The organism is Aeromonas sp. SrichE-2G (genome assembly GCF_017939565.1).
GTDB lineage: Bacteria > Pseudomonadota > Gammaproteobacteria > Enterobacterales > Aeromonadaceae > Aeromonas > Aeromonas taiwanensis.
Genome location: NZ_JAGKRG010000049.1, coordinates 124,791 through 151,098 on the forward strand (window position 1 = coordinate 124,791; position 26,308 = coordinate 151,098).

Genomic DNA, 26,308 nt, shown 5'->3' on the forward strand with positions numbered 1-26,308 from the left:
CACCCGATTTTACCTCGGGGTCGAAAATCCCTATAATGCGGCCAAATTTTACCTCTTTTTCTCGAGTATCAACGTGGCAAAACAGATCCAAGCGATTCGCGGTATGAATGATTGCCTGCCGGAGCAGAGCCCGGTATGGCAGAAAGTGGAACAGATCCTGCGCCAGGTCGTCGCCAGCTATGGCTACAGCGAAGTGCGCATGCCCATCGTCGAGCAGACCCATCTGTTCAAGCGCGCCATCGGTGAAGTGACCGACGTGGTCGAAAAAGAGATGTACACCTTTGAAGACCGCAACGGCGACAGCCTGAGCCTGCGTCCGGAAGGGACCGCCAGCTGCGTGCGTGCCGGCATCGAGCACGGTCTGCTTTACAACCAGGAACGCCGGATGTGGTACATGGGCCCCATGTTCCGCCACGAGCGTCCCCAGAAGGGCCGTTATCGCCAGTTCCACCAGTTCGGGGTCGAGCTGTTTGGCATCAACGGGCCGGACATCGACGCCGAGCTCATCATGCTGACCCATCGCCTGTGGCGCCTGTTCGGCATCCAGGATCACGTCACCCTGCAGCTCAACACCCTTGGTCAGAGTGCCGAGCGCGCCGCCTATCGCGACGCCCTGGTAGCCTATCTGGAGCAATACAAGAGTGAGCTGGACGAAGAGAGCCAGCGCCGCATGTACAGCAACCCGCTGCGGGTGCTGGATTCCAAGGACGAGAAGGTCCAGGCCATTCTGGTGGGCGCGCCGCGCCTGTTCGATCACCTGGGCGAAGAGAGCCTGGCCCACTTCGAGGGGCTCAAGCGTCTGCTCACCGCCGCCGGCATCCAGTTTGAAGTGAACGAGCGCCTGGTTCGCGGCCTCGACTACTACAACCTCACCGTGTTCGAGTGGGTCACCAACAGCCTGGGTGCCCAGGGCACCGTCTGTGCCGGTGGCCGCTACGACGGCCTGGTGGAGCAGCTTGGCGGCCAGCCGACCCCGGCCGTGGGCTTCGCCATGGGCATGGAGCGTCTGGTGCTGATGCTGGAGACCCTGGAGCTCAATGCCGACATCCGCCCGGCGGTGGACGTCTACCTGTGCATGGTGGGCGAGGGGACCGAGCAGGCCGGCTTTGCCTTGGCCGAGCGGCTGCGCGATGCGCTGCCTGACCTGCGCCTGATGAGCCACTGCGGCGGCGGCAACTTCAAGAAACAACTCAAGCGTGCCGACAAGAGCGGCGCGGCCATTGCCCTGATCCTCGGCGAGACCGAGGCGCAAAGCGGCGAGATCACCATCAAATATCTGCGTGGCCAGGCCGAGCAACAGACCGTCTCGGTCGATGCCGCCATCGCCCTGCTGGCAGCTAAAGGAGAGTAAGCTGTGGAAGTGTATACCACTGAAGAACAACAGGTTGAGGTCATCAAGAACTGGTGGAAAGAGAACGGCACCTCGGTCATCGCAGGGACGGTGATCGGTCTGGTCGGTCTCTTCGGCTGGCGTTATTACAACGAGATGCAGCAGGGCAACCAGGAAGCCGCCTCCCAGGCTTACAACGAGATGACCGCCCAGCTCGCCAAGGGTGACGACGCCGCCCTAGAACAGGCGAAGAGCTTTATCACCGCCCACAAGGGTGATGCCTATGCGGAGCTGGCCGCCCTGCAACTGGCGGCGGCTGCCGTCAAGGCAGGCAAGCTGGATCTGGCGGCCGAGCAGCTGACCCAGGTGGCCAGCAGCGGGGACGACAGCATCAAGCCCATCGCCGGCCTGCGCCTGGCCCGTGTCCTGAACGATCAGGGCAAGGCCGATGAGGCCCTGGCCCAGCTTGGCAAGATCAGCAACGACGCCTTCAAGGCCCAGGTCGCCGAAGTACGCGGCGACATCCTGCACAAGCAGGGCAAGGCCGAAGAGGCACGTGATGCCTATCAGGCGGCGGCGGATGCCGGCGGTCTGCAGAGCAGCGCCGAACTCAAGCTGAAGATGGACGATCTGGCGCTGCCAGCGGTGACTACGGGCGAGGCTCCGGATGCGTAATCTCTACAAGCGAGTGGTGCTGGGAGCGGCCGTCTCCCTGGCCCTGCAGGGGTGCTCCCTGTTCAGTTCCGACGAAGATCTCAACCCCATGGCCCCGTTGCCCACGGTGGAGTCTGCGTTCACCGCCGACACCGCCTGGTCCTCCTCGGTGGGCGATGGCATCGGCGACTTCTACTCCCAGCTCAAGCCGGTGGTGGAAGAGGATCACATCTATGCCGCGGCCCGGGACGGTGACGTGACAGCCTTCGATCGCGAGAGCGGCAAGGAGCTGTGGAGCGTGGATCTGGCTGACTTACCGATCAACGCCGACAAGCGCAGCGCCCGCCTCTCCGGTGGCCTGGTCTCCCGCTATGGCAAGCTGTTCCTGGGGTCCGAGAACGGGGTGGTCTACGCCCTGAACGAGGCAAACGGGGAAGTGCTGTGGCAGACGACTGTGCCCGGTGAAGTGGTGGCGAGCCCCGCCGTCGAAGATGGCCGTGTGGTGGTGCTGACTACCTCGGGTCGCCTGGTGGCGCTCGACACCGACGAGGGCAAGCTGCAGTGGAGCCTGTCCGAAGAGCAGCCCCCCCTGACCCTGCGCAGTGCCGGTGCTCCCATCATCACCAACGGCGCCGTACTCTACGGCCGTGCCGACGGCAAGGTGGGCATCGCCCTGCTCAGCAACGGCCAGCCGGTGCGCCAGTCCAAGGTGGCCGACCCGCGCGGCGCCACCGAACTGGATCGCATGGTGGACGTGGACGCCACCCCTCTCATCGCCGGTGATGAGCTCTATGCCATCGCCTACAATGGTCAGCTGATGGCCCGCAAGCTGATGAGCGGCGATGAGGTGTGGAAGCGCAAATACTCCGGCTACCGCGACATGGCGGTGACCGGCAATGCCATCGTATTGACCGACAGCCGCAGCCACCTGTTTGCGGTCGACCGTCGCAATGGCCTCGAGCTGTGGTCCAACACCCAGCTGGAAAACCGCACCGTGACTGCCCCCGTCATCCTGGGTGACTATGTGGTGGTCGGCGATGTGGAAGGTTACCTGTACTGGCTGGATCGGACCGACGGGTCCATCAAGGCCATGCAGCAGCTCGACAGCAGTGGTCTGTATGCCGCGCCCCTGGTGGACGGCGACACCCTGTATGTGCAGAGCCGGGGCGGCAAGCTGTACGCCATCAAGCGTCCCTGATCGCCCGATAATTGGAATATCCGGCTCCTGGTCTTCGGACCCGGAGCCTTTGTCGTCTTGAGAATGAGGCTTTTATGACTCCTGTAGTAGCCCTGGTGGGCCGCCCCAACGTGGGGAAATCCACCCTGTTCAACCGCCTGACCCGTACCCGGGATGCCCTGGTTGCCGACTTCCCCGGCCTGACCCGGGACCGCAAATACGGCCAGGCGAAGCTGGGCGAGCTGGAATTTATCGTGGTCGATACCGGCGGTATCGATGGCACCGAGGAGGGGATCGAGCTGAAGATGGCCGAGCAGTCCCTGCTGGCCATCGAAGAGGCGGACGTGGTGCTCTTCATGGTGGATGCGCGGGCCGGCTTGACCGCCGCGGATCAGGCCATCGCCGAGCACCTGCGCAAGACCCACAAGAAGGTGTTTCTTGTGGCCAACAAGACCGACGGCATCGACGGTGATTCCGCGGTCTCCGAGTTCTACGGCCTGGCCCTGGGCGAGGTCTACCAGATGGCGGCGGCCCACGGCCGTGGCGTACTGAGCCTGCTGGAGCTGGCTCTGGCTCCCCACCTGGAAGAGCTGGTCGGTGCGGCCACCGGAGAAGAGGCGCAGGAAGAAGAGGAGGACTTCGACGAGGAAGCCTTGCTGCGCCTGGTAGCCAGCGGCGAGCTGGACACCCGTGAGGACACCAAGGAGACCCCGTTCGCCGATCTGCCCATCAAGTTTGCCATCGTCGGTCGCCCCAACGTAGGCAAGTCCACCCTGACCAACCGCATGCTGGGTGAAGATCGTGTCATCGTCTATGACATGCCGGGCACCACCCGCGACTCCGTCTACATCCCGATGGAGCGCGACGAGCAGAAATACGTGGTCATCGACACCGCCGGCGTGCGTCGTCGCGGCAAGGTGCACGAGACGGTGGAGAAGTTCTCCGTCATCAAGACCCTGAAGGCCATCGAGGACGCCAACGTCTGCCTGCTGGTGATCGATGCCCGCGAGACCATCACGGATCAGGACTTGAGCATCCTCGGCTTCGTGCTCAACAGCGGCCGCTCCGTGGTGCTGGTGGTGAACAAGTGGGACGGCCTGGATCAGAAGGTGAAAGAGGACGTCAAGAACGAGCTGGACCGTCGTCTGGGCTTCATCGACTTCGCCCGCGTTCACTTCATCTCAGCCCTGCACGGCAGCGGTGTCGGCCACCTGTTCGAGTCCATCAACGAGGCCTACGAGTCCGCCACCCGTCGTACCAGCACCGCCATGCTGACCCGCATCATGCAGATGGCCCAGGAAGATCACCAGCCGCCCATGGTGAACGGTCGCCGGGTCAAGCTGAAGTATGCCCACGCCGGTGGCTACAACCCGCCGCGCATCGTGATCCACGGCAACCAGCTGAACGATCTGCCGGATTCGTACAAGCGCTATCTCATCAACTACTTCCGTAAGTCGTTGAAGATCATGGGTACCCCGATCCGGGTCGAGTTCCAGGAGTCGGTCAACCCGTTCGAGGGCAGGAAGAACACCCTGACCCTGAGCCAGGAGCGCCAGCGCAAGCGTCTGCTCAAGGCCAAGACGAAGAAATAAGGCCAGGCGGCTGCCCTCACCGGCAGCCGTTTTTATTGGAGTCGATGGAGGAGGGGAATGCGCGGTGGGCCCACCCAGCGCACATTCACTTTGAGAGGAGTCGAGTATGAGTGCACCCTTGTGTCCGGCCTGTCAGGTCGAACTGGACAGCCGTGGCGACGAGACGCGCTGCAGCCAGTGCCAGACCCGCTATCGCATCCGGGCCCTGTGCCCGACCTGCGGGCAGGGGCTGGAGCGGCTTAGGGCCTGTGGCGCGGTGGATTACTTCTGCAATCACTGCAACACCCTGGTCTCCAAGCGCACCGTGCAGTTCGAGGCGGTGGCGGCGCCGGAGTGAGGCAATAAAAAACCCGGCGGATGCCGGGTTTATACTGTGTGCTCCGCTATCAGCAGCGTGAAGGAGCGGTTTCTGTGCCATATCTTGCGCTTGGTGTCGGCCAGCTTGAGCTTGCGTCTCGGGCTCCAGGCACATTTGGTCTTTCGGGCCAACATGGCTCTTCTGCGTGCTCGCATCTTGTTCTCCTCCCTGGTCTCCTCGGCCGAAGGGCGGCTGGGCAGGTAGTGCAACGTGATGAATACATTGCAATAAGCCAGACTCGCGTCCCTCGGATCTGGTTGGATGTTAACAGAGAATCTGCCGGGAAAACACACCCCCAGGGCTAGGGGGTGATGATCTGCTTGACCACCTCGGCGATGATGGCGGGACGCTCCACCGGGGCGGCCGGTTCGCTGCTGTCGTCCTCATCCAGCTCCTCGCGGCGGTGGGCCTTCTGCTGTTCGTTGTCGAGCCAGAGCAGACTCTGGTAGTACTGGCGCACGTTGTTGACATAGTTGCGCGCCTCGCCGCCACGGGCATAGCCGTAGCGCACCTTGCGATGCCAGCGTGCCTGTTGCAGCAGGGGCAGCACCTCCTTGACGTCGCTCCAGGCATCCGGATTCTTGCCAAGCTGCTTGGTCAGGCGTCGCGCATCCATCATGTGGCCGTAGCCGATGTTGTAGGCGGTGAGGGCGAACCACACCTTCTCGTCCGCCGGCACCGAGTCCGGCACCTTATCCATCATCTCCTCCAGATAGCGGGCACCGCCCTTGATGCTCTCCTCCGGATGGGTCCGGTCGCTGATCCCCATCGCCTTGGCGGTGGGCTCGGTCAGCATCATCATGCCGCGCACCCCGGTGTAGGAGCGGGCCTGGGGGTCCCAGTGGGACTCCTGATAGCTGATGGCGGCCAGCAGCCGCCAGTCTATCTCTCGGGCGTGGGTCTGGAACATCGCCTGGTACTTGGGCAGCAGGCTCTTGGCACGCTTGAGGAAGGTGCGGGTGTCGACGAAATCGAAGTTCTGCACGTGGCCGAAGTACTTCTCGTCCAGCTTGGCGATGGCGCCATCCATGAAGCGCTGGCCGAAGAAGTCGATGATGCTGGCGTAGAGGCTGTCATCGGGCACCTTGGTCATGGCCCAGGCCACGGTCTGCTTGCTGGCCAGGGTCAGCCCCTCGGTGAGCTCGGGATAGTAGCGTTGGGTACGGGCCAAGATGGTGTCCTGCACCACGGTGTAGTCCACCTCGCCGTCGGCCACCTGCTTGAGCAGCTCCTCCACGTCCGCGTCCCGGTTGGTGCGCCAGTTGAGGTTGGGGTACTGCTTGGCCAGCTCCCTCATCAGATCCTCGCCGGTGGAGCCCGCCGGCACCACGATGCTGCCCTTGATGTCCCCCAGCCCTTTGGGCCTGGGAGAACCGTTGCGGTAGACCAGCTTGGGAGAGACCTGGTAGAAGCCGGGGCCGAAGCGAAACAGCTTGCGCCGCTCCGGGGTCACGACGATGGCGGCGGCGGCGAGATCCAGCTTGCCCTTTTGTAGCTGTTCGACCAGCTCGGCGGTGCTGTAGGCCGGCACTATGGTCAGCTTGACCCCCAGCCAGTCGGCGTAGAGCTGCGCCAGTTCATAGTCGAAGCCCTGGGCGACGTCATCACGCTGGTAGTAGGAGGTGGGGCCATAGAGGGTGCCGACCCGGATCTCGCCCCGTTGGCGGATCTGTTCCAGCTGGCTGGAGGGGGTATGGAAGTCGCAACCGGCCAGGGCCAGCGTCAACATCATCCCGATAAACAGTCGAAAAATGCAGCGCAAGTAGGTGAGTACCCTTGTTGAAAAAATCGGCATTTGTCAAAAGAGAGGCCCCTTTATACCAGAGAGTCCGGAGGGAGTCACATCGTGGGAGATGAGAAAAACGTTTGTTCGTGCTGGGGCTGATCCCTATAATACGCGCGTCTCAAATCCCCCCACACTCTAAAACTTGGTGAGAAAGGTATATGGAAATCTTGCGTGGTGCCCCAGCACTGTCTGAGTTTCGTGTCCACAAGCTGCTGCAGAGCTGCGCACAGAGAGGAGTAGAGATAGCAAGCGTCTATGCCGAATACGTGCACTTTGCCGAGCTGACGAGCCCGCTGTCGCCCCCGGAGCGAGCGACCTTGGGCCAGCTGCTGCGCTACGGCCCGACCATCCCGGAACACACCCCCAGCGGTCAGCTGTTCCTCGTTACCCCCCGCCCCGGCACTATCTCCCCCTGGTCTTCCAAAGCAACCGACATCGCCCACAACTGCGGCCTGAAACAGGTCAAGCGGCTGGAGCGCGGCATTGCCTATTACGTGCAGGCCAAGGGTGAGCTGAGCGTTGCCCAGCGCGCCGATGTGGCTGCCCTGCTGCACGATCGCATGATGGAAGTGGTGTTCGGCGAGATGAACGAGGCCGCCGCCCTGTTTGCCCACCACGAGCCCCGTCCCTTTACCCAGGTGGACGTGCTGGGTGGCGGTCGCGCCGCCCTGGTCGAGGCCAACGTGGCCCTGGGTCTGGCCCTGGCGGACGACGAAATCGACTATCTGGTGACGAACTTCACCCGACTTGGTCGCAACCCCAACGACATCGAGCTCTACATGTTTGCCCAGGCGAACTCCGAGCACTGCCGTCACAAGATCTTCAACGCCGACTGGACCATCGACGGTGAGCAGCAGCCCAAGTCGCTGTTCAAGATGATCAAGAACACCTTCGAGCAGACGCCAGATCATGTCCTGTCTGCCTATAAAGACAACGCCGCCGTGATGGAAGGGAGTCAGGGGGGTCGCTTCTTCCCGAGCCCCGCCAGCGGCGAATACCAGTATCACCAGGAGCGCGTCGACATCCTGATGAAGGTGGAGACCCACAACCACCCGACCGCCATCTCCCCGTTCCCGGGGGCGGCCACCGGCTCCGGCGGCGAAATCCGCGACGAGGGCGCGACAGGCCGTGGCGCCAAGCCCAAGGCGGGCCTGGTCGGCTTCTCCGTCTCCAACCTGCGCATCCCCGGCTTCGAGCAGCCCTGGGAGCAGGATTTCGGCAAGCCGAGCCGCATTGTCAGCGCCTTCGACATCATGCAGGAAGGCCCGCTCGGCGGCGCCGCCTTCAACAACGAGTTCGGTCGTCCGGCCATTCTCGGTTACTTCCGCACCTTCGAAGAGCAGGTGCCGAGCCACAACGGCGTCGAGGTGCGCGGCTACCACAAGCCCATCATGCTGGCGGGCGGCATCGGCAACATCCGCTCCGAGCACGTCCAGAAGGGGGAGATCCCCGTGGGCGCGGCCCTCATCGTGCTGGGGGGCCCGGCCATGAACATCGGTCTGGGGGGCGGCGCAGCATCAAGCATGGCTTCCGGCCAGTCTGCCGAGGATCTCGATTTTGCCTCCGTGCAGCGGGACAACCCCGAGATGGAGCGCCGCTGTCAGGAAGTGATCGACCGCTGCTGGCAGTTGGGGGATGAGAACCCCATCGTCTTCATCCACGATGTGGGGGCCGGTGGCCTCTCCAACGCCATGCCGGAGCTGGTGAGCGACGGCGATCGCGGTGGTCGCTTCGATTTGCGCGCCATCCCGAACGACGAGCCGGGCATGAGCCCGCTGGAAGTCTGGTGCAACGAGTCTCAGGAGCGTTACGTGCTGGCCGTGGCCCAGGACAAGCTGCCCCTGTTCAAGGCCCTGTGCGAGCGTGAACGCGCCCCTTATGCCGTCATCGGCACCGCCACCGAAGAAAAGCACCTGACCCTGTCCGATGCACACTTCGACAACCAGCCCATCGATCTGCCGCTCGACGTGCTGCTCGGCAAGGCGCCCAAGATGCACCGCGACGTGCAGAGCCTGCCCGCCCAGGGCAAGGCGCTGCAACTGGACGGCATCACCTTGAGCGACGCCGCCGAGCGCGTGCTGCGTCTGCCGACCGTGGCGGAGAAGTCCTTCCTCATCACCATCGGCGATCGCTCGGTGACGGGCCTCGTTAACCGCGACCAGATGGTCGGCCCCTGGCAGATCCCGGTGGCCGATTGCGCCGTCACCGCCGCCACCTACGACAGCTATCACGGCGAAGCCATGTCCATGGGCGAGCGCACCCCGGTGGCGCTGCTCTCTCACGCGGCCTCCGCCCGTATGGCGGTGGCCGAGGCCCTGACCAACCTGGCGCCGGCCCACATCGGGTCGCTCAAGCGGGTCAAGCTCTCCGCCAACTGGATGTCTGCCGCCGGTCACCCGGGGGAAGATGCGGGTCTCTACGAGGCGGTCAAGGCGGTGGGCGAGGAGCTCTGCCCGGCCCTGGGCATCACCATCCCGGTGGGCAAGGACTCCATGTCCATGAAGACCCGCTGGCAGCAGGACGGGGAAGAGCGCAGCGTCACCTCGCCGCTCTCCCTGCTCATCTCCGCCTTTGCCCGGGTCGAGGACGTGCGCAACACAGTGACCCCGCAGCTGCGCACCGATCTCGGTGAAACCGACCTCATCCTGATCGACCTTGGCAACGGCAAGCAGCGCCTCGGCGCCTCCGCCCTGGCCCAGGTCTACCGCCAGCTGGGGCAAAGTGCCCCGGATCTGGACAACCCGGTCCAGCTCAAGGGCTTCTTCAACGCCATCCAGGCGCTGGTGGCGGATCGCAAGCTGATCGCCTACCACGACCGCTCCGACGGCGGTCTCTTCGTCACCCTGACCGAGATGGCGTTTGCCGGTCACTGCGGCCTCGACATCCAGCTCGACCGCGTGGGTGGTGACCTGCTGCCGGCCCTGTTCAACGAGGAGCTGGGTGCCGTCATCCAGGTGCGCCGCGACGACAAGGAAGCGGTGCTGACCCTGCTGGCCGGCCACGGCCTGGCCGCCTGCTCCCACGTGCTGGGCACGGTGCGCGAAGACGACCTCATCCTGTTCCAGCGTGCCGGCACCGAGGTGTACCGCGCGAGCCGCACCGCCCTTCGCACCATCTGGGGCGAGACCAGCTGGCAGATGCAGCGCCTGCGTGACAACCCGGAGTGCGCGGATCAGGAGCACGCCGCCCGCCAGGACGCCACCGACCCGGGTCTGCAGGCCAGACTGACCTACAACCCGTCCGAGGACGTGGCGGCGCCCTACATCGCCCGCGGGGTCTCCCCCCGTCTGGCGGTGCTGCGCGAGCAGGGAGTCAACTCCCACGTGGAGATGGCGGCGGCGTTCGACCGCGCCGGCTTTGCCGCGGTGGACGTGCACATGAGCGACATCCTCAGTGGCCGCATCAAGCTGGAGGAGTTCCAGACCCTGGTGGCCTGTGGCGGCTTCTCCTACGGTGACGTGCTGGGGGCGGGCGAGGGCTGGGCCAAGTCCATCCTGTTCAACGACAACGCCCGCGAGCAGTTCCAGCGCTTCTTCGAACGCGGCGACACCCTGTCGCTCGGCGTGTGCAACGGCTGCCAGATGATGTCCAACCTGCGCACCCTGATCCCGGGGGCCGATCTGTGGCCGCGCTTCGTGCGCAACCGTTCCGAGCGTTTCGAGGCGCGCTTCAGCCTGGTGGAAGTGCAGGACTCCCCGTCCGCCTTCTTCGCCGGCATGGCGGGCTCCGTGATGCCGATTGCCGTCTCCCACGGGGAAGGGCGCGTCGAAGTACGCGATGCTGCTCACCTGGCTGCGCTGCAACAGAGCGGTCTGGTGGGTCTGCGTTTCGTGGACAACCGCGGCAGCGTGACCGAGCAGTACCCGGCCAACCCGAACGGCGCACCGGCGGGCATCACTGCGGTGACCACCACGGACGGTCGCGCCACCATCATGATGCCGCACCCGGAGCGGGTGTTCCGCACCGTGGCAAACTCCTGGCACCCGGACAACTGGGGCGAGGACGGCGCCTGGATGCGCATGTTCAGAAACGCCCGGGTGCGCCTGGGTTAATCCCGCGCGTACTTGAGCTCCGAATCAGAACCGGCCCCCGTGGCCGGTTTTTTTATGGGCGGGTGGGGCACTCTTCAATCCTGTGAGCCGATGGCCGGAGGCAGACGCACACTGGTCAGAGCAATACGGGAAGCGGGCTAAGAGGGGAGGGGGGCTGGTGCCCTGATCCGGGCTGCCCCCGGCGATCAGCTCCCGGGAGATAAAAAAACCGGCCACAGGGGCCGGTTTTTGTTGGGTGCCATGGGCTTAACGCAGCACCACGTGCTGGAAGCCCTGTACCAGGCTGATGACTGGCTGGGGATAGATGCCGAGCACCACCACCAGGATGGCGGAGAGCAGCACTACCAGGCCCCCGGAGGAGAAGGCCCAGTCGGCCGTGGCATCGCGCAGTTGCATGCCGGGCTCGCGCAGGTAGAGGGTGACCATGACCCGCAGGTAGTAGTAGAGACCCAGGGCACTGCCGAGCACGATGGCGCCACTGAGCCACCACAGCTTGGCATCCACGGTGACGCCGATGAGGTAGAACTTGCCGATGAAGCCCAGCGTCATGGGGATGCCCGCCAGGGAGAGCATCATCACCGTCATCACCGCCGTCAGATAGGGGCGTTTCCAGAACAGGCCGCGGTAGCTGTGCAGGGAGTCCGCATCCTTGCCGCGATAGGGGCTGGACATCATGCTGATGACGCCGAAGGCCCCCAGGCTGGTGAACAGATACATCAGCAGATAGACGCCGGCCGCTTCCACCGGCATCTCGCCGAGGCGACTCGCCACCACCACCGCCAGCAGATAGCCGAAGTGGGAGATGGAGGAGTAACCCATCATCCGCTTGATGTTGGTCTGGATCAGCGCCAGGAGGTTGCCGACCACGATGGAGATGACCGCCATGGCCGCCAGCAGCCAGTGGATCATGGGATCCGAGGTGGCCGGCACCGCCAGGTAGAAGCGCAGCAGCACGCAGAACACGGCGATCTTGCTCACGGTGGCGAGGAAGGTGGCCACAGGTGCAGGGGCCCCTTCGTAGACGTCCGGGGTCCAGAGGTGGAAGGGGGCGAGGGACAGCTTGAAGGCGAAGCCTACCAGCATCAGGCCGAAGCCCCCCATCAACAGCGGGTGGTGGGCCGGGCTCTGGGCCAGGGTCAGGCCGAGATCGCTGAAGCTGAGGCTCCCCGCCTGGGCATAGAGCAGCGCCATGCCGAACAGCAGGAAGGCAGTGGCGCTGGCGGAGAGCACCATGTACTTGATGCTGGCCTCCAGCGAGTGGCGCTCGCGATAGGCATAGCCCACCAGGCCGAACATGGGCAGGGTCAGCATCTCGATCCCGATAAACAGCGACGCGAGATGGCGGGAGCCCGCCAGCACCAGACCACCGGCAGTGGCGATGAGCAGCAGCAGGTAGAACTCTTCCCGGTTGTCCGGGTAGCCCTTGAGCCAGGTGCGGCCGAAGGTGCAGGTGGCCAGGGCACCGATGAGCACCAGCCCCATGTAGAAGACCGCATAGCTGTCCACTTGCAGCAGGGGCGTGACCCCCTGATCCCCCTGGGCCATCACGACGGGCAGGGAGAAGAGCGCGAGGTTGAGGCCGGCAATGGTCACCGTGAAGGCGGTGTCGTCGCAGCGCTTCCAGGCGATGGCCAGCATCAGGGCCACCATGGCCCCTGTGGTCAGCAGCAGGGGCAGCAGGGCCAGCAGTTGAGAAGCAGTAAACGTCATGACAGGGCTCCCGACATGGACATGGAAGGCGAAAGAGAAAGCATCATTGCAGTGCTCCCGTGTCTGGCAGCGCATACCAGTGCAGCACGCTCAGGAGGCTGCTGCTGGCGGTATCCAGCACCGGCTGGGGATAGAGGCCGAGCAGCACCAGCAGGCCGGCGATGGTCAGCATCATGGCCAGTTCCCGCTTGTCCAGCCCCTTGAGCACGCTCTCCTCCTTGGGGGTACCGAAGCAGGCGCGCTGCAGCATGATGAGGGAGTAGACCGATGCCAGCACCAGGCCGAAGGTGGCGATGACGGTCATGATGGGGGCCACCTGGAAGCTGCCGATGAGGATCAGGAACTCGCCGACGAAGTTGCCGGTGCCCGGCATCCCGAGGGAGGCCACAGAGAAGAACAGCATGACGCCGGGCAGGTAGCGCAGGCGTCCCCAGAGGCCGCCCATCTGGCGCAGGTCCCGGGTGTGCAGGCGCTCGTAGAGCTGGCCGCACAGGATGAAGAGGCCGGCGGCGGAGAGGCCGTGGGCGATCATCTGCACCACGGCGCCCTGCAGGGCGAGCTCGCTGCCGGAATAGATGGCGATCATCACGAAGCCCATGTGGGAGATGCTGGTGTAGGCCACCAGCCGCTTGATGTCGGTCTGGGCGAACGCCAGCAGGGCGCCGTAGACGATGCCGATGAGGCCGAGGCCCATGGCGTAGGGAGCGAACTCGGCGGAGGCCTCGGGGAAGAGCGGCAGGGTGAAGCGCAGCAGGCCATAGGCGGCGGTCTTGAGCAGGATGCCAGCGAGATCCACGGAGCCCGCGGTGGGCGCCTGGCTGTGGGCGTCAGGCAGCCAGCCGTGCAGGGGCACCAGGGGCATCTTGACCGCGAAGGCGATGAAGAAGCCCAGCATCAGCAGCCACTGGACCGTGCTGCTCATGGGGGTGTTAAGCAGCTCCTGATAGTTGAAGGTGAAGACGCCGGTGGCGGCGTGGTGGGTCAGCACCAGACCCAGGATGGCCACCAGCATGATGAGGCCGCTCGCCTGGGTGTAGATGAAGAACTTGGTGGCAGCGTTGATGCGCGACTTGCCGTCGGTGACCGAGTGGCCCCAGAGCGCGATCAGGAAGTACATGGGGACCAGCATCATCTCCCAGAAGAAGAAGAAGAGGAACAGGTCCACCGCCATGAAGACGCCGAGCACGCCCCCCAGGATCCACAGCAGGTTCAGGTGGAAGAAGCCGATACGCTGCACGATCTCCTTCCAAGAACAGAGGATGGCCAGCACGCCGATGAAGCTGGTGAGCATCACCATCAGGAGCGACAGGCCGTCCACCGCCAGATGCAGGGAGATGCCGAAGCGGGGGATCCAGGGCTGTTGCCACTCTGCTGCCCAGACGGGCAGGCCGGGGTTGGCCAGGGTGAAGTCACCGCCGAGCCAGATGGCGCTGGAGAGCACCAGGCAGGCGCTCATGGAGGCGAGGGCCACCCAGCGGACGAACTGGCCGCCGAGTCGCTCCATCTGCCAGCAGAGCAAGCCGCCGATGAAGGGTATTAACAAGATCCAGAGTAAGGTCACGATATCAGCTCTCGTCTATGTTCTGGTCGTTGTGCAGGCCCGCAGGCCTGCGTGAAATTGAAATGCCATGGGATCAACCGAGCAGCAGCAGGGCCAGGATCAGGGCGGCACCCATCCCCATGGAGGCGGCATACCAGCGCAGCTTGCCGGAGACGGTCCAGGCCAGCAGCTGGTGGCCGGCTTGTGCCAGCACGGCGGGCAGATTCATCAATCGGTCCAGCGGGTCCTTGCCGAGCAGCCGTGTCGCCAGCAGGTAGGGCTTGACCCAGAGCAGGTCATAGAGCCAGTCAAAGCCCCAGGCATTGAACCAGAGGGTACCCAGCAGACGGCCAGGCCCGCTCTCGGCGATCCCCTTCACCAGACGGCGCTCGCCCAGGAACAGGAAGGCGGCCAACGCGATGCCTGCCACGGCGATGATGCCGGAGAGGATCTCCAGGGCATGGCGACCCTCCTCGATCTGATCCCCCGGGCCCGCCGGCAGCACACCGGCCAGCGGCGGCACGATGAGGGCACCCACACCGGTGGAGAGCACCAGCAGCACCAGCAGCGGCAGCTGGTGGGCCAGGCCGTGGCCTGCGTGAGCCTCGGTCTGCGCCTTGCCGTGGAAGGCGATGAAGATGAGGCGGAAGGTGTAGAGGGAGGTCAGGAAGGCCCCGCCCAGACCCGCCCACAGCAGGGCGCTCTGGCCGCTGGCCTGCACCTGCCAGAGGATGGCGTCCTTGCTGTAGAAGCCGGCGGTCACCAGCGGCAGCGCGGCCAGGGCCGAGCCTCCCACCAGGAAGCAGGAGTAGACCAGGGGCAGGCTCTTGCGAAGGCCCCCCATCTTGAAGATGTTCTGCTCGTGGTGGGTCGCGACGATGACTGCACCGGCGGAGAGGAACAAGAGCGCCTTGAAGAAGGCGTGGGTCATCAGGTGGAAGATGGCCCCTTCCCAGGCACCGACCCCCAGGGCCAGGAACATGTAGCCGATCTGGCTCATGGTGGAGTAGGCCAGGATCCGCTTGATGTCGGTCTGCACCAGGGCGGCGAAGCCTGCCAGCACCAGGGTCACGGCACCTACGACGGCCACCAGATGCAGGATCTCGGGGGCGAGCAGGAAGAGACCGTGGGTACGGGCGATGAGGTAGACCCCCGCCGTCACCATGGTGGCCGCGTGGATCAACGCCGAGACCGGGGTCGGACCCGCCATGGCATCCGCCAGCCAGGTTTGCAGCGGCAGCTGGGCGGACTTGCCGACCGCGCCGCCGAGCAGCATCAGGGAGGCGAACGACAGGGCAGGGGAGCCGTCGGCAAACATCGCCGGGGCCCTTACCAGCAGCTCGTGGATGTTGAGGGTGCCGAGTTCGCGATAGAGCACGAAGAGCCCGATGGCGAGGAAGACGTCACCGACCCGGGTCACCACGAACGCCTTGAGGGCGGCCGCCCCGTTGGCGGGGTTGCGGTAGTAGAAGCCGATCAGCAGGTAGCTGCACAGGCCCACCCCTTCCCACCCCAGGTAGACGAACAGCAGATCGTCTGCCAGCACCAGGAACAGCATGCTGGCGATGAAGAGGTTGGTGTAGGTGAAGAAGCGGGAGTAACCCTCTTCCCCGCGCATGTACCAGGAGGCGAACAGGTGGATGAAGAAGCCCACCCCGGTCACCACCCCCAGCATGGTCAGCGACAGCCCGTCCAGGGAGAGGCGGAAGGCGGGCTGGAACTCGCCCACCGTCATCCACTGCCACAGGGTCTGGGTATAGACGCCGCCTTCCGGCATGGTGTTGAGGAAATCGATGCCGACCCAGAGAGTAGTCAGAGCCGACAGGCCTATGCTGCCGACGCCGATGAGCGCCGAGGTGCGCTCACCGAGACGGCCGAGGGAGAAGGCCAGCAGCAGCCATCCCAACAGAGGGAACAGAAAAGTCAGATATAGGAGGCTCATCCGCGCATCTCGCTCACAGTGTCCACGTTCAGGGTGTGGTAACGACGATAGAGCAGCAGTAACAGGGCGAGGCCGATACTGGCCTCCGCTGCCGCCAGAGAAATCACCAGTATGTACATGATCTGGCCGTCGGCCTGGGCCCAGCGGCTACCCGCCACCACGAACGCCAGGGCGGACGCGTTCATCATGATCTCGATACTCATGAGGATAAACAGTAGGTTGCGGCGTATCAGCAGGCCGCACAAGCCGATGGCGAACAGGATGGCCGCCAGCAGAAGGCCGTGTTCCATGGGTATTCCACTCATCGCCATTCTCCTTGCGCTTGCTGGATGGAAAGGGGGCAGGCCGCCAGCAGCAGGTTATGCATCACCATGGGAATGCCGCTCATTGCTGACCTCCTTCTTGTGTGGTGCGGGGCACCGAGAGCACTTCGCCGCTCTTGTCCTCGCGGCCAAGGTGATAGGCGGTGACCAGACCCGCGAGCAGCAGGATGGAGGCGAGCTCCACCGCCAGCACATAGGGTCCGAACAGGGCGATGCCGACCTCTTTGGCGCTGACGTCGGTCTGGCCAAGCGTGCCGCCGGTCACACCGAGGATGCCGTGGGCCAGGAAGCCCAGCAGGACGAGGGAGAGCAGGGCGGGGCCACCCCAGGTGGTGGGGGTGAGCCACTTCTTCTCCTGATCCTGGGCGCTCCCCAGGTTCAGCATCATCACCACGAACACGAACAGCACCATGATGGCGCCCGCGTAGACGATCACCTGCAGGGCCCCCGCGAAGGCGGCGCCCAGGCAGAAGAAGATCATGGCCACGGCGATGAGGGAGATGATGAGATTGAGCAGCGCGTGCATGGGGTTGCTGGTGCTGATCACCCGCAGCGTGCTGTAAACGGCGACCAGGGCCGCGGCATAGAATGCCAGTTCCATGATTGACTCCTAGGGCAGCAGGCTCTTGACATCGATGGGCTTGGCTTCGTTCTCGGCATCCCCTTTCGGCTTGCCGTCGATGGCCATCCCGCTCATGCGGTAGAAGTTGTAGTCCGGGTACTTGCCGGGGCCGCTTATCAGCAGATCTTCCTTCTCGTAGACCAGATCCTGGCGGCGATACTCTCCCATCTCGAAATCCGGCGTCAGCTGGATGGCGGTGGTGGGGCAGGCCTCCTCGCACAGGCCGCAGAAGATGCAGCGGGAGAAGTTGATGCGAAAGAACTCCGGGTACCAGCGGCCGTCTTCCCGTTCCGCCTTCTGCAGGGAGATGCAGCCGACCGGGCAGGCCACGGCGCACAGGTTGCACGCCACACAGCGCTCGTCGCCGTCGGGGTCGCGGGTCAGCACGATGCGGCCGCGAAAACGCGGGGCGGCATAGACCGGCTGTTCCGGGTAGCTCAGGGTCTCGCGAGGGCGCCAGGCATGGGAAAAAACCATCCCCAGACTGCGTAATTGGGTGCCGACACCCTTGATAATGCTCGTAATTTTCATTGGTGCCTCATTACATGTTCAGCAGCACGACTGCGCCTGTGACCAGCATGTTGAGCAGGGTCAGGGGCAGGCACACTTTCCAGCCAAAGGACATCACCTGGTCGAAGCGCGGGCGGGGCAGGGAGGCCCGCAGCAGGATGAAGAACACCATGAAGCAGGCGGTCTTCAGGGCGAACCAGATGAAGGGCGGCAGCCAGGGGCCGTGCCAGCCACCGAAGAAGAGGGTCACGATGAGGGAGGAGATCAGCACGATGCCGATGTACTCGCCCACGAAGAAGAGACCCCACTTCATGCCCGCGTACTCGATGTGATAGCCATCGGCGAGCTCCTGCTCGGCTTCCGGCTGATCGAACGGGTGGCGGTGGGTGACGGCGACCCCGGCGAACAGGAAGGTGACGAAGCCCAGGATCTGGGGGATCACGTTCCACATGCCGGCCTGGGCCTCGACGATGTCACGCAGGTTGAAGCTGCCGGTCTGGATGACGATGCCCATGAGCGAGAGACCGAGGAACACCTCGTAGGAGAGGGTCTGGGCCGAGGCGCGCAGGCTGCCGAGCAGGGAGTACTTGTTGTTGCTCGACCAGCCGGCGAACAGCACGGCGTAGACCGCCAGCCCCGCGATGGCCAGGATGTAGAGCAGGCCCACGTTGAGATCCGCCACGCCCCAGGTGGGGGTGATGGGCACCACCGCAAACGCCAGGATGAAGGCGGTGAAGGCGATGATGGGGGCCAGCACGAAGATCCGGCGATCCGCGAACGGCGGGATCCAGTCCTCCTTGAAGAACATCTTGACCATGTCGGCCGCCAGCTGCAGCAGACCGAAGGGGCCAACCCGGTTGGGGCCGTAACGATCCTGCCAGAGTGCCAGCAGACGGCGCTCGATGAAGCTCATGAAGGCACCGGCCCCCACTATCCCCACCAGCACGATCAGGGCCTTGCCGATCTCCAGCAACAGATCCATCAGCGAGTCGCTCATGCGATCACCTCCTGCAGGTTATCGATCAGGGCGTGGTGCAGGGCGGTCGGCAGGCCGTTCACCCCGAGCGGCAGTCCCACCAGGCCCCGGGCCAGGGCATCGCTGACGCGAAGGCGCAGGCGCCAGTGGTTGCCACCCCAGGAGAAAGCCACCTGGCTGCCGGCACTCAGGGCGAGACGTGCCGCGTCTGCGTGGTTCAGCACCAGGGTGGGTTCCCCCATGCGGGCCTGAATGACCGGGCTGCGGGCGGAGAGTTCTTCGCCGCCGAACAGCTGATCGTAACTGACCACCTGTAGCGCCTCTTTGGCGCCGAACGGGGTAGGGATACGCTCGAACCAGCCGAGGCTGTCCTCGCCCGCTTCCAGCAGGCGACGGCCGGGATCCCCGGCGCGCAGGTTGCCACCTACCTCGTCCTGGAACTTGTTCCAGGCGGAGGGGGAGTTCCAGCCCGGCGCCCAGGCGAAGGGCACCTGGGAGAGCGGCTGGCGGGCACCGGCGTAGCCTTCCATGGAGAAGTTGAAGGGGGAGTCGGGATCCTGCGCCACCCGGGGCTCACTCACGTTCTGATCCGCCAGCATGGAGGTGCGGCCGCTGTAGCGGTGCGGCTCGCGGGCGAGCTTCATGCCGCGAATGCGCAGGCCGGCGTTGGGGGCGGGCTCGCGCATGGCACCGAGCTGCGGGGTGCTGGCGGCGCACTCGGCGCTCACGTCGTCGAAGGTGTTCCAGCGCAGGGGCTTGCGCGCCAGTGCCCCTTGCAGGGCGGCCAGCCAGCGCCAGCTCTCGCGCACCTGGATGTCGGCGTCGTAGAAGGCGGGGGAATAGACCTGGAAGAAGCGCTGGGCGCGACCTTCCATGTTGACCTGGGTACCGTCCGCCTCAGCGAAGCTGGCGGCGGGCAGCACCAGGCTCGCCTTCTGGGCGGTCTGGGTGGCCTGGTGATCCACCACCAGCAGGTGCTGCAGGCGATCCAGGGCGGCATCCACCCGGCTGCGCGGCGCACGGCGGTAGAGATCGTTCTCCAGCACCACCAGGGCGAGTTTCTCCTCCCCTTCGATGCGCTCGAGAGCGGCCTCCAGGGGGGCGGCATCCCGGGCCAGCATGGCCAGCCCCAGGCTGTTGACCTCCTGGGCCACCAGGGCGAGCTCCACCGCCTGGCCGCGGCCCTTGAGGGCGCGGGCGATGTTGCTGGCCGCCTCGATCAGGGCCAATGAGCGGGCACCATTGCCTGCGATGATGAGGGGCTTCCTGGCGCTGCCGAGCAGTTCGGCCCAGCGGGCTGCCAGGGCCTGCTGCTCGGGAGCAAGATCCGTCGGCGCCGGAGCAGAAGCATCCAGCAGGTGGGCGATGGCGAAGCCAAGGCGCGCCTGATCCGCGTGAGGGGCGTGCAGGGTGCCGCTCGCCACGTCGTCCAGACGGGTGGCATCCAAGCTGGTGATGAGCAGGGGGTAGCGTTCGTTCTGGGCCAGGGTCTGCACTGCGGCGACCTGCCAGAGATCCACTTTCAGCTTGCGGGCGATCTCGCGCCCCTTGCCCTTGACCGCCTGGCGCAGGGCCAGGGCGATGCGGGCGGCGGTCTGGGTGACGTCTTCGCCGAGCACCAGCACGGCGTCGGCCTCTTCCATGTCGCGCAGGCTGGGGGTGCGCACACCGCCCTGCTCCAGGATCTGCAGCATCTTCTGCAGGCATTCCCATTCGCTCTGCTCAACACCAGAGTAGAAGTTGGCGGCCCCCACCAGCTCGCGCAGGGCGTAGTTGCTCTCAAGCGACGCCCGGGGCGAGCCGATGCCGATGAGGCCGGAGGCGGTGCGCAGGGCATCGGCGGCGCGGTTCAGGGCACCGTCCACCGTGATGGCCAGCCTGTCGCCACCCTCTTGCAAGAGGGGCTGGCGGGGGCGGTCGGCCAGGTTGACGTGACCGTAGCCGAAGCGACCGCGATCGCACAGGAAGTAGTGGTTCAGGGCGCCGTGGAAGCGGTTCTCGATGCGGCGCAGCTCGCCGTAGCGCTCACCCGGGCTGATGTTGCAGCCGACGGAGCACCCCTGGCAGATGCTGGGGGCGAACTGCATGTCCCACTTGCGGTTGTAGCGCTCGGAATGGGTCTTGTCGGTGAAGACGCCGGTGGGGCAGACCTCCACCAGGTTGCCGGAGAATTCGCTCTCCAGGGTGCCATCCTCGACCCGGCCGAAGTAGACGTTGTCGTGGGCGCCATAGACCCCGAGATCCTCGCCACCGGCGTAATCCTTGTAGTAACGGACGCAGCGGTAGCAGGCGATGCAGCGGTTCATCTCGTGGTTGATGAAGGGGCCCAGATCCTGGTTCTGGTGGGTGCGCTTGGTGAAGCGGTAGCGGCGGCTGTTGTGGCCGGTCATCACCGTCATGTCCTGCAGGTGGCAGGCGCCGCCCTCTTCGCACACCGGGCAGTCGTGGGGGTGGTTGGTCATCTGCCACTCCACCACCGTCTTGCGAAACTCCTTCGCCTCTTCGTCCTCGATGGAGATATAGGTGCCATCGGTGGAGGGGGTCATGCAGGACATGACCAGGCGGCCGCGTTTGTCATCGCTATTCTGATACTGTTTGACCGCACACTGGCGGCAGGCACCGACGCTACCGAGCGCCGGGTGCCAGCAAAAATAGGGGACGTCCAGACCCAGCGACAGACAGGCTTGCAGCAGGTTGTCTGCCCCGTCTACCTCGTACTCTTTACCGTCTACATGAATGGTTGCCATACAACTTCCCTGAAACCTGTTTTGTGAAATCGGCTATTGCCCGATGCGTCCCGGCGCTTACCAGCGCTCGCCCAGCAGGTTGGGCTGGATGCCCTTGAACAGCTTGTGATTGTCCTGCGCGGCCTTGACTCCGGCCTCGAATTCGGAGCGGAAATACTTCATCGCACTGCCAAGGGGCTCGACGGCACCTGGGGCGTGGGCGCAGAAGGTCTTGCCCGGGCCGAGGAAGCTGACCAGCTGCTCCAGGGTGGCGAGATCCTCGGGCTGGCCTTCACCCCGCTCCAGGGCCCGCAGGATCTTGACGCTCCAGGGCAGGCCGTCGCGGCAGGGGGTGCACCAGCCGCAGGATTCGCGGGCGAAGAACTCCTCCATGTTGCGCAGCAGAGAGACCATGTTGATGCTGTCATCCACCGCCATGGCAAGGCCCGTGCCCATCCGGGTGCCGACCTTGCCGATGCCGCCGGCATACATCTGGGCATCCAGGTGTTCGGGCAGCAGGAAGCCGGTACCGGCGCCGCCGGGTTGCCAGGCCTTGAGGCGATAGCCGGGTTTCATGCCGCCGGCGTACTCCTCGAACAGCTCGCGGGCGGTGATGCCAAAGGGCAGCTCCCACAGCCCCGGGTTGTTCACCTTGCCGGAGAAGCCCATCAGCTTGGTACCGTGATCTTCCGAGCCGGGCAGGGCCAGCCCCTGATACCAGGCCACGCCGTTGCCGATGATGGCGGGCACGTTGCACAGGGTTTCGACGTTGTTGACGCAGGTGGGCTTGCCCCAGACACCGGAAACGGCAGGGAAGGGGGGTTTGGCGCGCGGGTTGGCGCGCCGTCCTTCCAGGGAGTTGATGAGGGCGGTCTCTTCGCCGCAGATGTAGCGGCCGGCGCCGGTGTGGACGAACAGCTCGAAATCAAATCCCGAGCCCAAGATGTTCTTGCCAAGGAGCCCGGCGGCCTTGGCTTCTTCCACGGCGCGGCGCAGGTGGATGGCGGCGTCCACGTACTCGCCGCGCAGGAAGATGTAGCCGCGATAGGCCTTGAGGGCCCTGGCCGAGATGATCATCCCCTCGATGAGCAGATGGGGCAGCTGCTCCATCAGCAGCCTGTCCTTGTAGGTGTTCGGCTCCATCTCGTCGGCGTTGCAGAGCAGGTAACGGATGTTCATGCTCTCGTCCTTGGGCATCAGGCCCCACTTCACCCCGGTGGAGAAGCCTGCGCCGCCGCGCCCCTTGAGGCCGGCATCCTTGACGGTGCTGACAATCTCGTCCGGGCTCATCTGGCCCAGTGCCTTGCGAGCGGCCTCGTAGCCCTGCTTGGCCTGGTACTCTTCGAGCCAGACCGGCTGGCCGTCGTCCCGCAGGCGCCAGGTGAGGGGGTGCGTCTCGGCAGCGCGGGGGATGCGGTTGGCGGTGCCGAGGGAGGCGAGAGTCTTGCCTGGCTGGATGCTCATGGGTAAGCCTCCAGGGTCTTGAGCAGGCTGACAGCGTCGAGCCCGCCATAGGTGTCGTCATCGATCATGATGGCCGGCCCCTTGTCGCAGTTGCCGAGGCAGCAGACCGGCAGCAGGGTGAAGCGGCCATCCGGGGAGGTCTGGCCGGGGGCCAGATTGACGACCTCTTTCAGGCCGGCCAGCAGCTGTTCATGGCCGTTGATGTAGCAAACCATGCTGTCGCAGACGCGAATGATGTGACGACCCACCGGCTGGCGGAAGATCTGGCTGTAGAAGGTGGCGACCCCTTCCACGTCGCTGGCGGGGATGCCGAGTTCGGCACCGATGGCGTGGATGGCACCATCCGGTACCCAGCCGCGGGCCTGCTGCACTATCTTGAGCGCTTCTATGCTGGCGGCACGGGGATCTTCGTAGTGGTGTTTCTCGTGTTCGATGGCATCGCGCTCCGCCTGGCTCAGGACGAAATCGCCCTGCTGGCTGCTGCATGCCCCTTGCCCTTGTGGGGTCTGGTTATTGTGACACTGACATTGGCTCATGACTTGACCTTTTGTGGCTTGTCCCTTTACTGCGCGTCTCGCCCTTCGCCCCGTCTGCCGGGGCGAGAGGACTCAACGATCCACATCTGACATAACGAAATCGATACTGCCCAGGTAGACGATGAGGTCCGACACCATCTGGCCGCGGATCACCGAGGGGATCTGCTGCAGGTGGGCGAAGCTCGGGGTGCGGATCCGGGTCCGGTAGCTCATGGTGGAGCCGTCACTGGTCAGGTAGTAGCTGTTGACCCCCTTGGTCGCCTCTATCATCTGGAAGGACTCGGCGGCCGGCATGACGGGCCCCCAGGAGACTTGCAGGAAGTGGGTGATCAGGGTCTCGATGTCCTGCAGGGTGCGATCTTTCGGCGGTGGCGTGGTGAGCGGGTGATCCGCCTTGAACGGCCCTTCGGGCATGTTCTTCATGCACTGCTCTATGATGCGCAGGCTCTGGCGGATCTCCTCGATGCGCACGGTGGCACGGTCGTAGGCATCCCCGTTCGCTCCCACCGGCACCTCGAACTCGAACTGGTCGTAACCGGAATACGGGCGCCATTTGCGCACGTCGAAGTTGAGACCGGTGGCGCGCAGACCGCCCCCCGTGGTGCCCCAGGCCAGGGCCTGCGCCGTGTTGTAGGCGGCGACGCCGATGGTGCGGCCGCGCAGTATGCTGTTGCGCATGGCGGCTTTTTCATACTCCATCAAGCGCTTGGGCAGCCAGCTCAGCAGGTTGTCCTGGATGAGGCGGGCCCAGCCGGTGGGCAGATCGTGGGCCACGCCGCCGATGCGGAACCAGGCCGGGTGCATGCGTGCGCCCGTGATGGCTTCGATGATGGTGTAGATCTTCTGCCGGTCGGTGAAGGTGAAGAAGACCGGGGTCATGGCCCCCACGTCCTGGATATAGGTGCCAAGGAACAGCAGGTGGCTCTGGATGCGGAACAGCTCCGCCATCATGACCCGGATCACGTCGACCCGACCCGGCACCTTGATGCCGGCCAGCTTCTCGACCGCCAGCACATAGGGCAGGTTGTTCATCACGCCGCCCAGGTATTCGACCCGGTCGGTGTAGGGGATGTAGCTGTGCCAGGACTGGCGCTCTCCCATCTTCTCGGCGCCGCGGTGGTGATAGCCAATGTCGGGCACACAGTCGCGGATCTCCTCGCCGTCGAGCTGCAGCACCAGGCGAAATGCCCCGTGGGCGGAGGGGTGGTTGGGGCCGAGGTTCAGGAACATGTAGTCCTCGTTCTCGTTGCCCCGGGCCATGCCCCACTCTTCGGGCTTGAACAGGAGGTTGTCCTGCTCCTGATCCTGCTTGACCGCATCGAGCATGAAGGGATCAAACTCGGTTGCCCGCGCCGGGTAGTCCTTGCGCAGCGGGTGTCCCTGCCAGCTCTTGGGCATCATGATGCGGGTGAGATGGGGGTGGCCGTCGAAGGTGATGCCCATCAGATCCCACACTTCACGCTCGTACCAGTTGGCGTTGGGGAAGTGGCGGCTGACGGTGGGCAGATGCAGATCGCTCTCCTTGAGCGGCACCTTCAGCATGACGTCGGCGTTGCGGTCGATGGAGACAAGGTGATAGAAAACGGTGAAGTCGCTCTCGGGCAGACCGTGGCGATGGCTGCGCATCCGTTCGTCGGTGGCGCTCAAGTCGAACAGCATCACGAAGGGGGAGGGCAGCGTTTTAAGGAACCCCATCACGTCCAGCAGCAGTTCCCGGGAGAGCCAGATGACGGGGACACCGGTGCGGGTGCTCTGCACGGTGAAGCGCTCGGCGCCGAAGTGGGCGAACAGCTCACCCACCACCTGGGCATCGGCGTGATCGGCGGTTTGCCACTGGGCCATGGTGTAGTTGCTTGGGAATTCTCGAGTCAGTTTCATGGTCAGATCTCATCCGGCGTGCGCAGGTTGGTCACGTTGATCCGCTCGCCGCGCTTGCGTTCCTTCTCGGCCTGCATCTGGGGGCGATAGACCCCCTGATCTCCCACTACCCAGGAGAGGGGACGGCGTTCCTTGCCGATGGAGTCCTGCAGCAGCATCAGGGCCTGCAGGAAGGCCTCGGGGCGGGGCGGGCAGCCCGGAATGTAGACGTCGACCGGCAGGAACTTGTCCACCCCCTGGACGACGGAGTAGATGTCGTACATGCCGCCGGAGTTGGCACAGGCGCCCATGGAGATGACCCACTTGGGTTCGAGCAACTGTTCATAGAGGCGCTGGATGACGGGCGCCATCTTGATGAAGGGGGTACCGGCGATCACCATGAAGTCCGCCTGGCGCGGTGAAGCGCGAATGACTTCGGCGCCGAAGCGAGCCACGTCATGGGGGGAAGTGAAGGCGGTACACATCTCCACATAGCAGCAGGAGATGCCGAAGTTGTAGGGCCAGAGGGAGTTCTTGCGGCCCCAGTTGACGGTGTCTTGCAGCACCTCTTCGAGACGCCCGATCATGATGCCACGGGTCGCTTGTTGCGCCAGTGGATCATCGACGGTCTGGCGCTGTTCCTGGGGGTAGCGCTCGACGGGCGCATCCGGGTCAATCCGGGTCAGGGTGTACTTCATGGTGCAACCTCAAAGAGATAATCGGTAGTTCAGTCTGGTTTCTTGTCAGTCAGGACACGCTTTTTCGGCGCCCAGTCGAGGGCGCCGATGCGCCACAGGTAGATGAGGCCTACCAGCAGCAAGGTGATGAAGATGGTGGCTTCGATGAAGCCGACCCAGCCGCTTTCCCGAACGGACACGGACCAGGCAAAGAGATAGAGCGCCTCGACATCGAAGATGACGAAGAACATGGCGACCAGATAAAACTTGGCGGAGAAGCGCAGGCGGGCGTTGCCCACGGAATCCACGCCTGACTCGAAGGGTTTGTTCTTGGCTCGGCCATAGGCACGACCCCCCAGCAGGGCTGCCAGACCTATCATGATGAGGCAGATGCAGATGGCGCCAATGACATAGACAGCAAAAGCCCAATGCTGGACGGCAATATCAGCAAACATATAGGTTTTCCCTAACCAAAT

20 protein-coding genes are annotated in these 26,308 nt (G+C 64.5%); 6 read left to right on the forward strand and 14 right to left on the reverse strand.

The window, feature by feature from the left end:
- Positions 1–73 precede the first annotated feature (73 nt).
- From hisS to J9885_RS15535, 5 genes are all read left to right on the forward strand, one after another.
- Positions 74–1,351, forward strand: a complete 1,278-nt coding sequence (hisS, locus tag J9885_RS15515; protein WP_210549976.1) for a histidine--tRNA ligase — start codon at positions 74–76, stop codon at positions 1,349–1,351.
- Between the two features lie 3 nt (positions 1,352–1,354).
- Positions 1,355–2,005: a tetratricopeptide repeat protein gene (locus J9885_RS15520; protein WP_210549977.1), complete on the forward strand. Its 651-nt coding sequence runs from the start codon at positions 1,355–1,357 to the stop codon at positions 2,003–2,005.
- Positions 1,998–3,182, forward strand: a complete 1,185-nt coding sequence (gene bamB / locus J9885_RS15525) for an outer membrane protein assembly factor BamB (protein ID WP_043759929.1) — start codon at positions 1,998–2,000, stop codon at positions 3,180–3,182. Before J9885_RS15520 ends, bamB begins: the two co-directional genes overlap by 8 nt.
- A gap of 74 nt (positions 3,183–3,256) precedes the next feature.
- Positions 3,257–4,753, forward strand: a complete 1,497-nt coding sequence (gene der, locus J9885_RS15530; RefSeq protein WP_043759931.1) for a ribosome biogenesis GTPase Der — start codon at positions 3,257–3,259, stop codon at positions 4,751–4,753.
- 106 nt (positions 4,754–4,859) lie between these two features.
- Positions 4,860–5,090: a zinc ribbon domain-containing protein gene (locus tag J9885_RS15535; protein ID WP_210549978.1), complete on the forward strand. Its 231-nt coding sequence runs from the start codon at positions 4,860–4,862 to the stop codon at positions 5,088–5,090.
- A gap of 322 nt (positions 5,091–5,412) precedes the next feature.
- Here the strand turns inward: J9885_RS15535 and mltF are convergent, their stop codons facing one another.
- Entirely contained in the window at positions 5,413–6,906 is a 1,494-nt protein-coding gene (mltF, locus tag J9885_RS15540) for a membrane-bound lytic murein transglycosylase MltF (RefSeq protein ID WP_210549979.1), read from the reverse strand.
- A gap of 149 nt (positions 6,907–7,055) precedes the next feature.
- Between mltF and purL the strand changes: the two genes are divergently transcribed.
- Entirely contained in the window at positions 7,056–10,949 is a 3,894-nt protein-coding gene (gene purL / locus J9885_RS15545) for a phosphoribosylformylglycinamidine synthase (protein WP_210549980.1), read from the forward strand.
- Between the two features lie 246 nt (positions 10,950–11,195).
- On the opposite strand, the gene nuoN is transcribed toward purL, so the two are convergent.
- The 13 genes from nuoN to J9885_RS15610 form a co-directional block, all read right to left on the reverse strand.
- Positions 11,196–12,659: an NADH-quinone oxidoreductase subunit NuoN gene (gene nuoN, locus J9885_RS15550; protein ID WP_210549981.1), complete on the reverse strand. Its 1,464-nt coding sequence runs from the start codon at positions 12,657–12,659 to the stop codon at positions 11,196–11,198.
- 43 nt (positions 12,660–12,702) lie between these two features.
- Positions 12,703–14,220, reverse strand: a complete 1,518-nt coding sequence (nuoM, locus tag J9885_RS15555) for an NADH-quinone oxidoreductase subunit M (protein WP_043759940.1) — start codon at positions 14,218–14,220, stop codon at positions 12,703–12,705.
- A gap of 73 nt (positions 14,221–14,293) precedes the next feature.
- Positions 14,294–16,141: an NADH-quinone oxidoreductase subunit L gene (nuoL, locus tag J9885_RS15560; protein ID WP_210549982.1), complete on the reverse strand. Its 1,848-nt coding sequence runs from the start codon at positions 16,139–16,141 to the stop codon at positions 14,294–14,296.
- Positions 16,138–16,446: an NADH-quinone oxidoreductase subunit NuoK gene (nuoK, locus tag J9885_RS15565; protein WP_010675036.1), complete on the reverse strand. Its 309-nt coding sequence runs from the start codon at positions 16,444–16,446 to the stop codon at positions 16,138–16,140. Before nuoK ends, nuoL begins: the two co-directional genes overlap by 4 nt.
- A 79-nt stretch (positions 16,447–16,525) precedes the next feature.
- A complete protein-coding gene (gene nuoJ / locus J9885_RS15570; RefSeq protein ID WP_043154784.1) occupies positions 16,526–17,065 on the reverse strand; it encodes an NADH-quinone oxidoreductase subunit J in 540 nt (179 codons plus the stop codon).
- A gap of 9 nt (positions 17,066–17,074) precedes the next feature.
- The gene (gene nuoI / locus J9885_RS15575; protein ID WP_042076570.1) at positions 17,075–17,617 is read right to left on the reverse strand and encodes an NADH-quinone oxidoreductase subunit NuoI; all 543 of its coding nucleotides are present in this window, start codon (positions 17,615–17,617) and stop codon (positions 17,075–17,077) included.
- Positions 17,618–17,627: 10 nt separating this feature from the next.
- Positions 17,628–18,593, reverse strand: coding sequence for an NADH-quinone oxidoreductase subunit NuoH (gene nuoH / locus J9885_RS15580; RefSeq protein WP_043759947.1), 966 nt, complete (start codon positions 18,591–18,593; stop codon positions 17,628–17,630).
- Positions 18,590–21,319, reverse strand: a complete 2,730-nt coding sequence (nuoG, locus tag J9885_RS15585; RefSeq protein WP_210549983.1) for an NADH-quinone oxidoreductase subunit NuoG — start codon at positions 21,317–21,319, stop codon at positions 18,590–18,592. Before nuoG ends, nuoH begins: the two co-directional genes overlap by 4 nt.
- Before the next feature lie 57 nt (positions 21,320–21,376).
- Positions 21,377–22,762, reverse strand: a complete 1,386-nt coding sequence (nuoF, locus tag J9885_RS15590; RefSeq protein ID WP_210549984.1) for an NADH-quinone oxidoreductase subunit NuoF — start codon at positions 22,760–22,762, stop codon at positions 21,377–21,379.
- Complete coding sequence (gene nuoE / locus J9885_RS15595; RefSeq protein ID WP_010675030.1) at positions 22,759–23,298, reverse strand: NADH-quinone oxidoreductase subunit NuoE; 540 nt, start codon at positions 23,296–23,298, stop codon at positions 22,759–22,761. Before nuoE ends, nuoF begins: the two co-directional genes overlap by 4 nt.
- 72 nt (positions 23,299–23,370) lie before the next feature.
- Complete coding sequence (nuoC, locus tag J9885_RS15600) at positions 23,371–25,140, reverse strand: NADH-quinone oxidoreductase subunit C/D (protein ID WP_210550077.1); 1,770 nt, start codon at positions 25,138–25,140, stop codon at positions 23,371–23,373.
- 38 nt (positions 25,141–25,178) lie between these two features.
- A complete protein-coding gene (locus J9885_RS15605; protein ID WP_043759954.1) occupies positions 25,179–25,853 on the reverse strand; it encodes an NADH-quinone oxidoreductase subunit B in 675 nt (224 codons plus the stop codon).
- A 29-nt stretch (positions 25,854–25,882) separates the two neighbouring features.
- Positions 25,883–26,287 (reverse strand): NADH-quinone oxidoreductase subunit A, encoded by a 405-nt coding sequence (locus J9885_RS15610; protein ID WP_043759955.1) that lies wholly within the window; start codon positions 26,285–26,287, stop codon positions 25,883–25,885.
- Positions 26,288–26,308 lie beyond the last annotated feature (21 nt).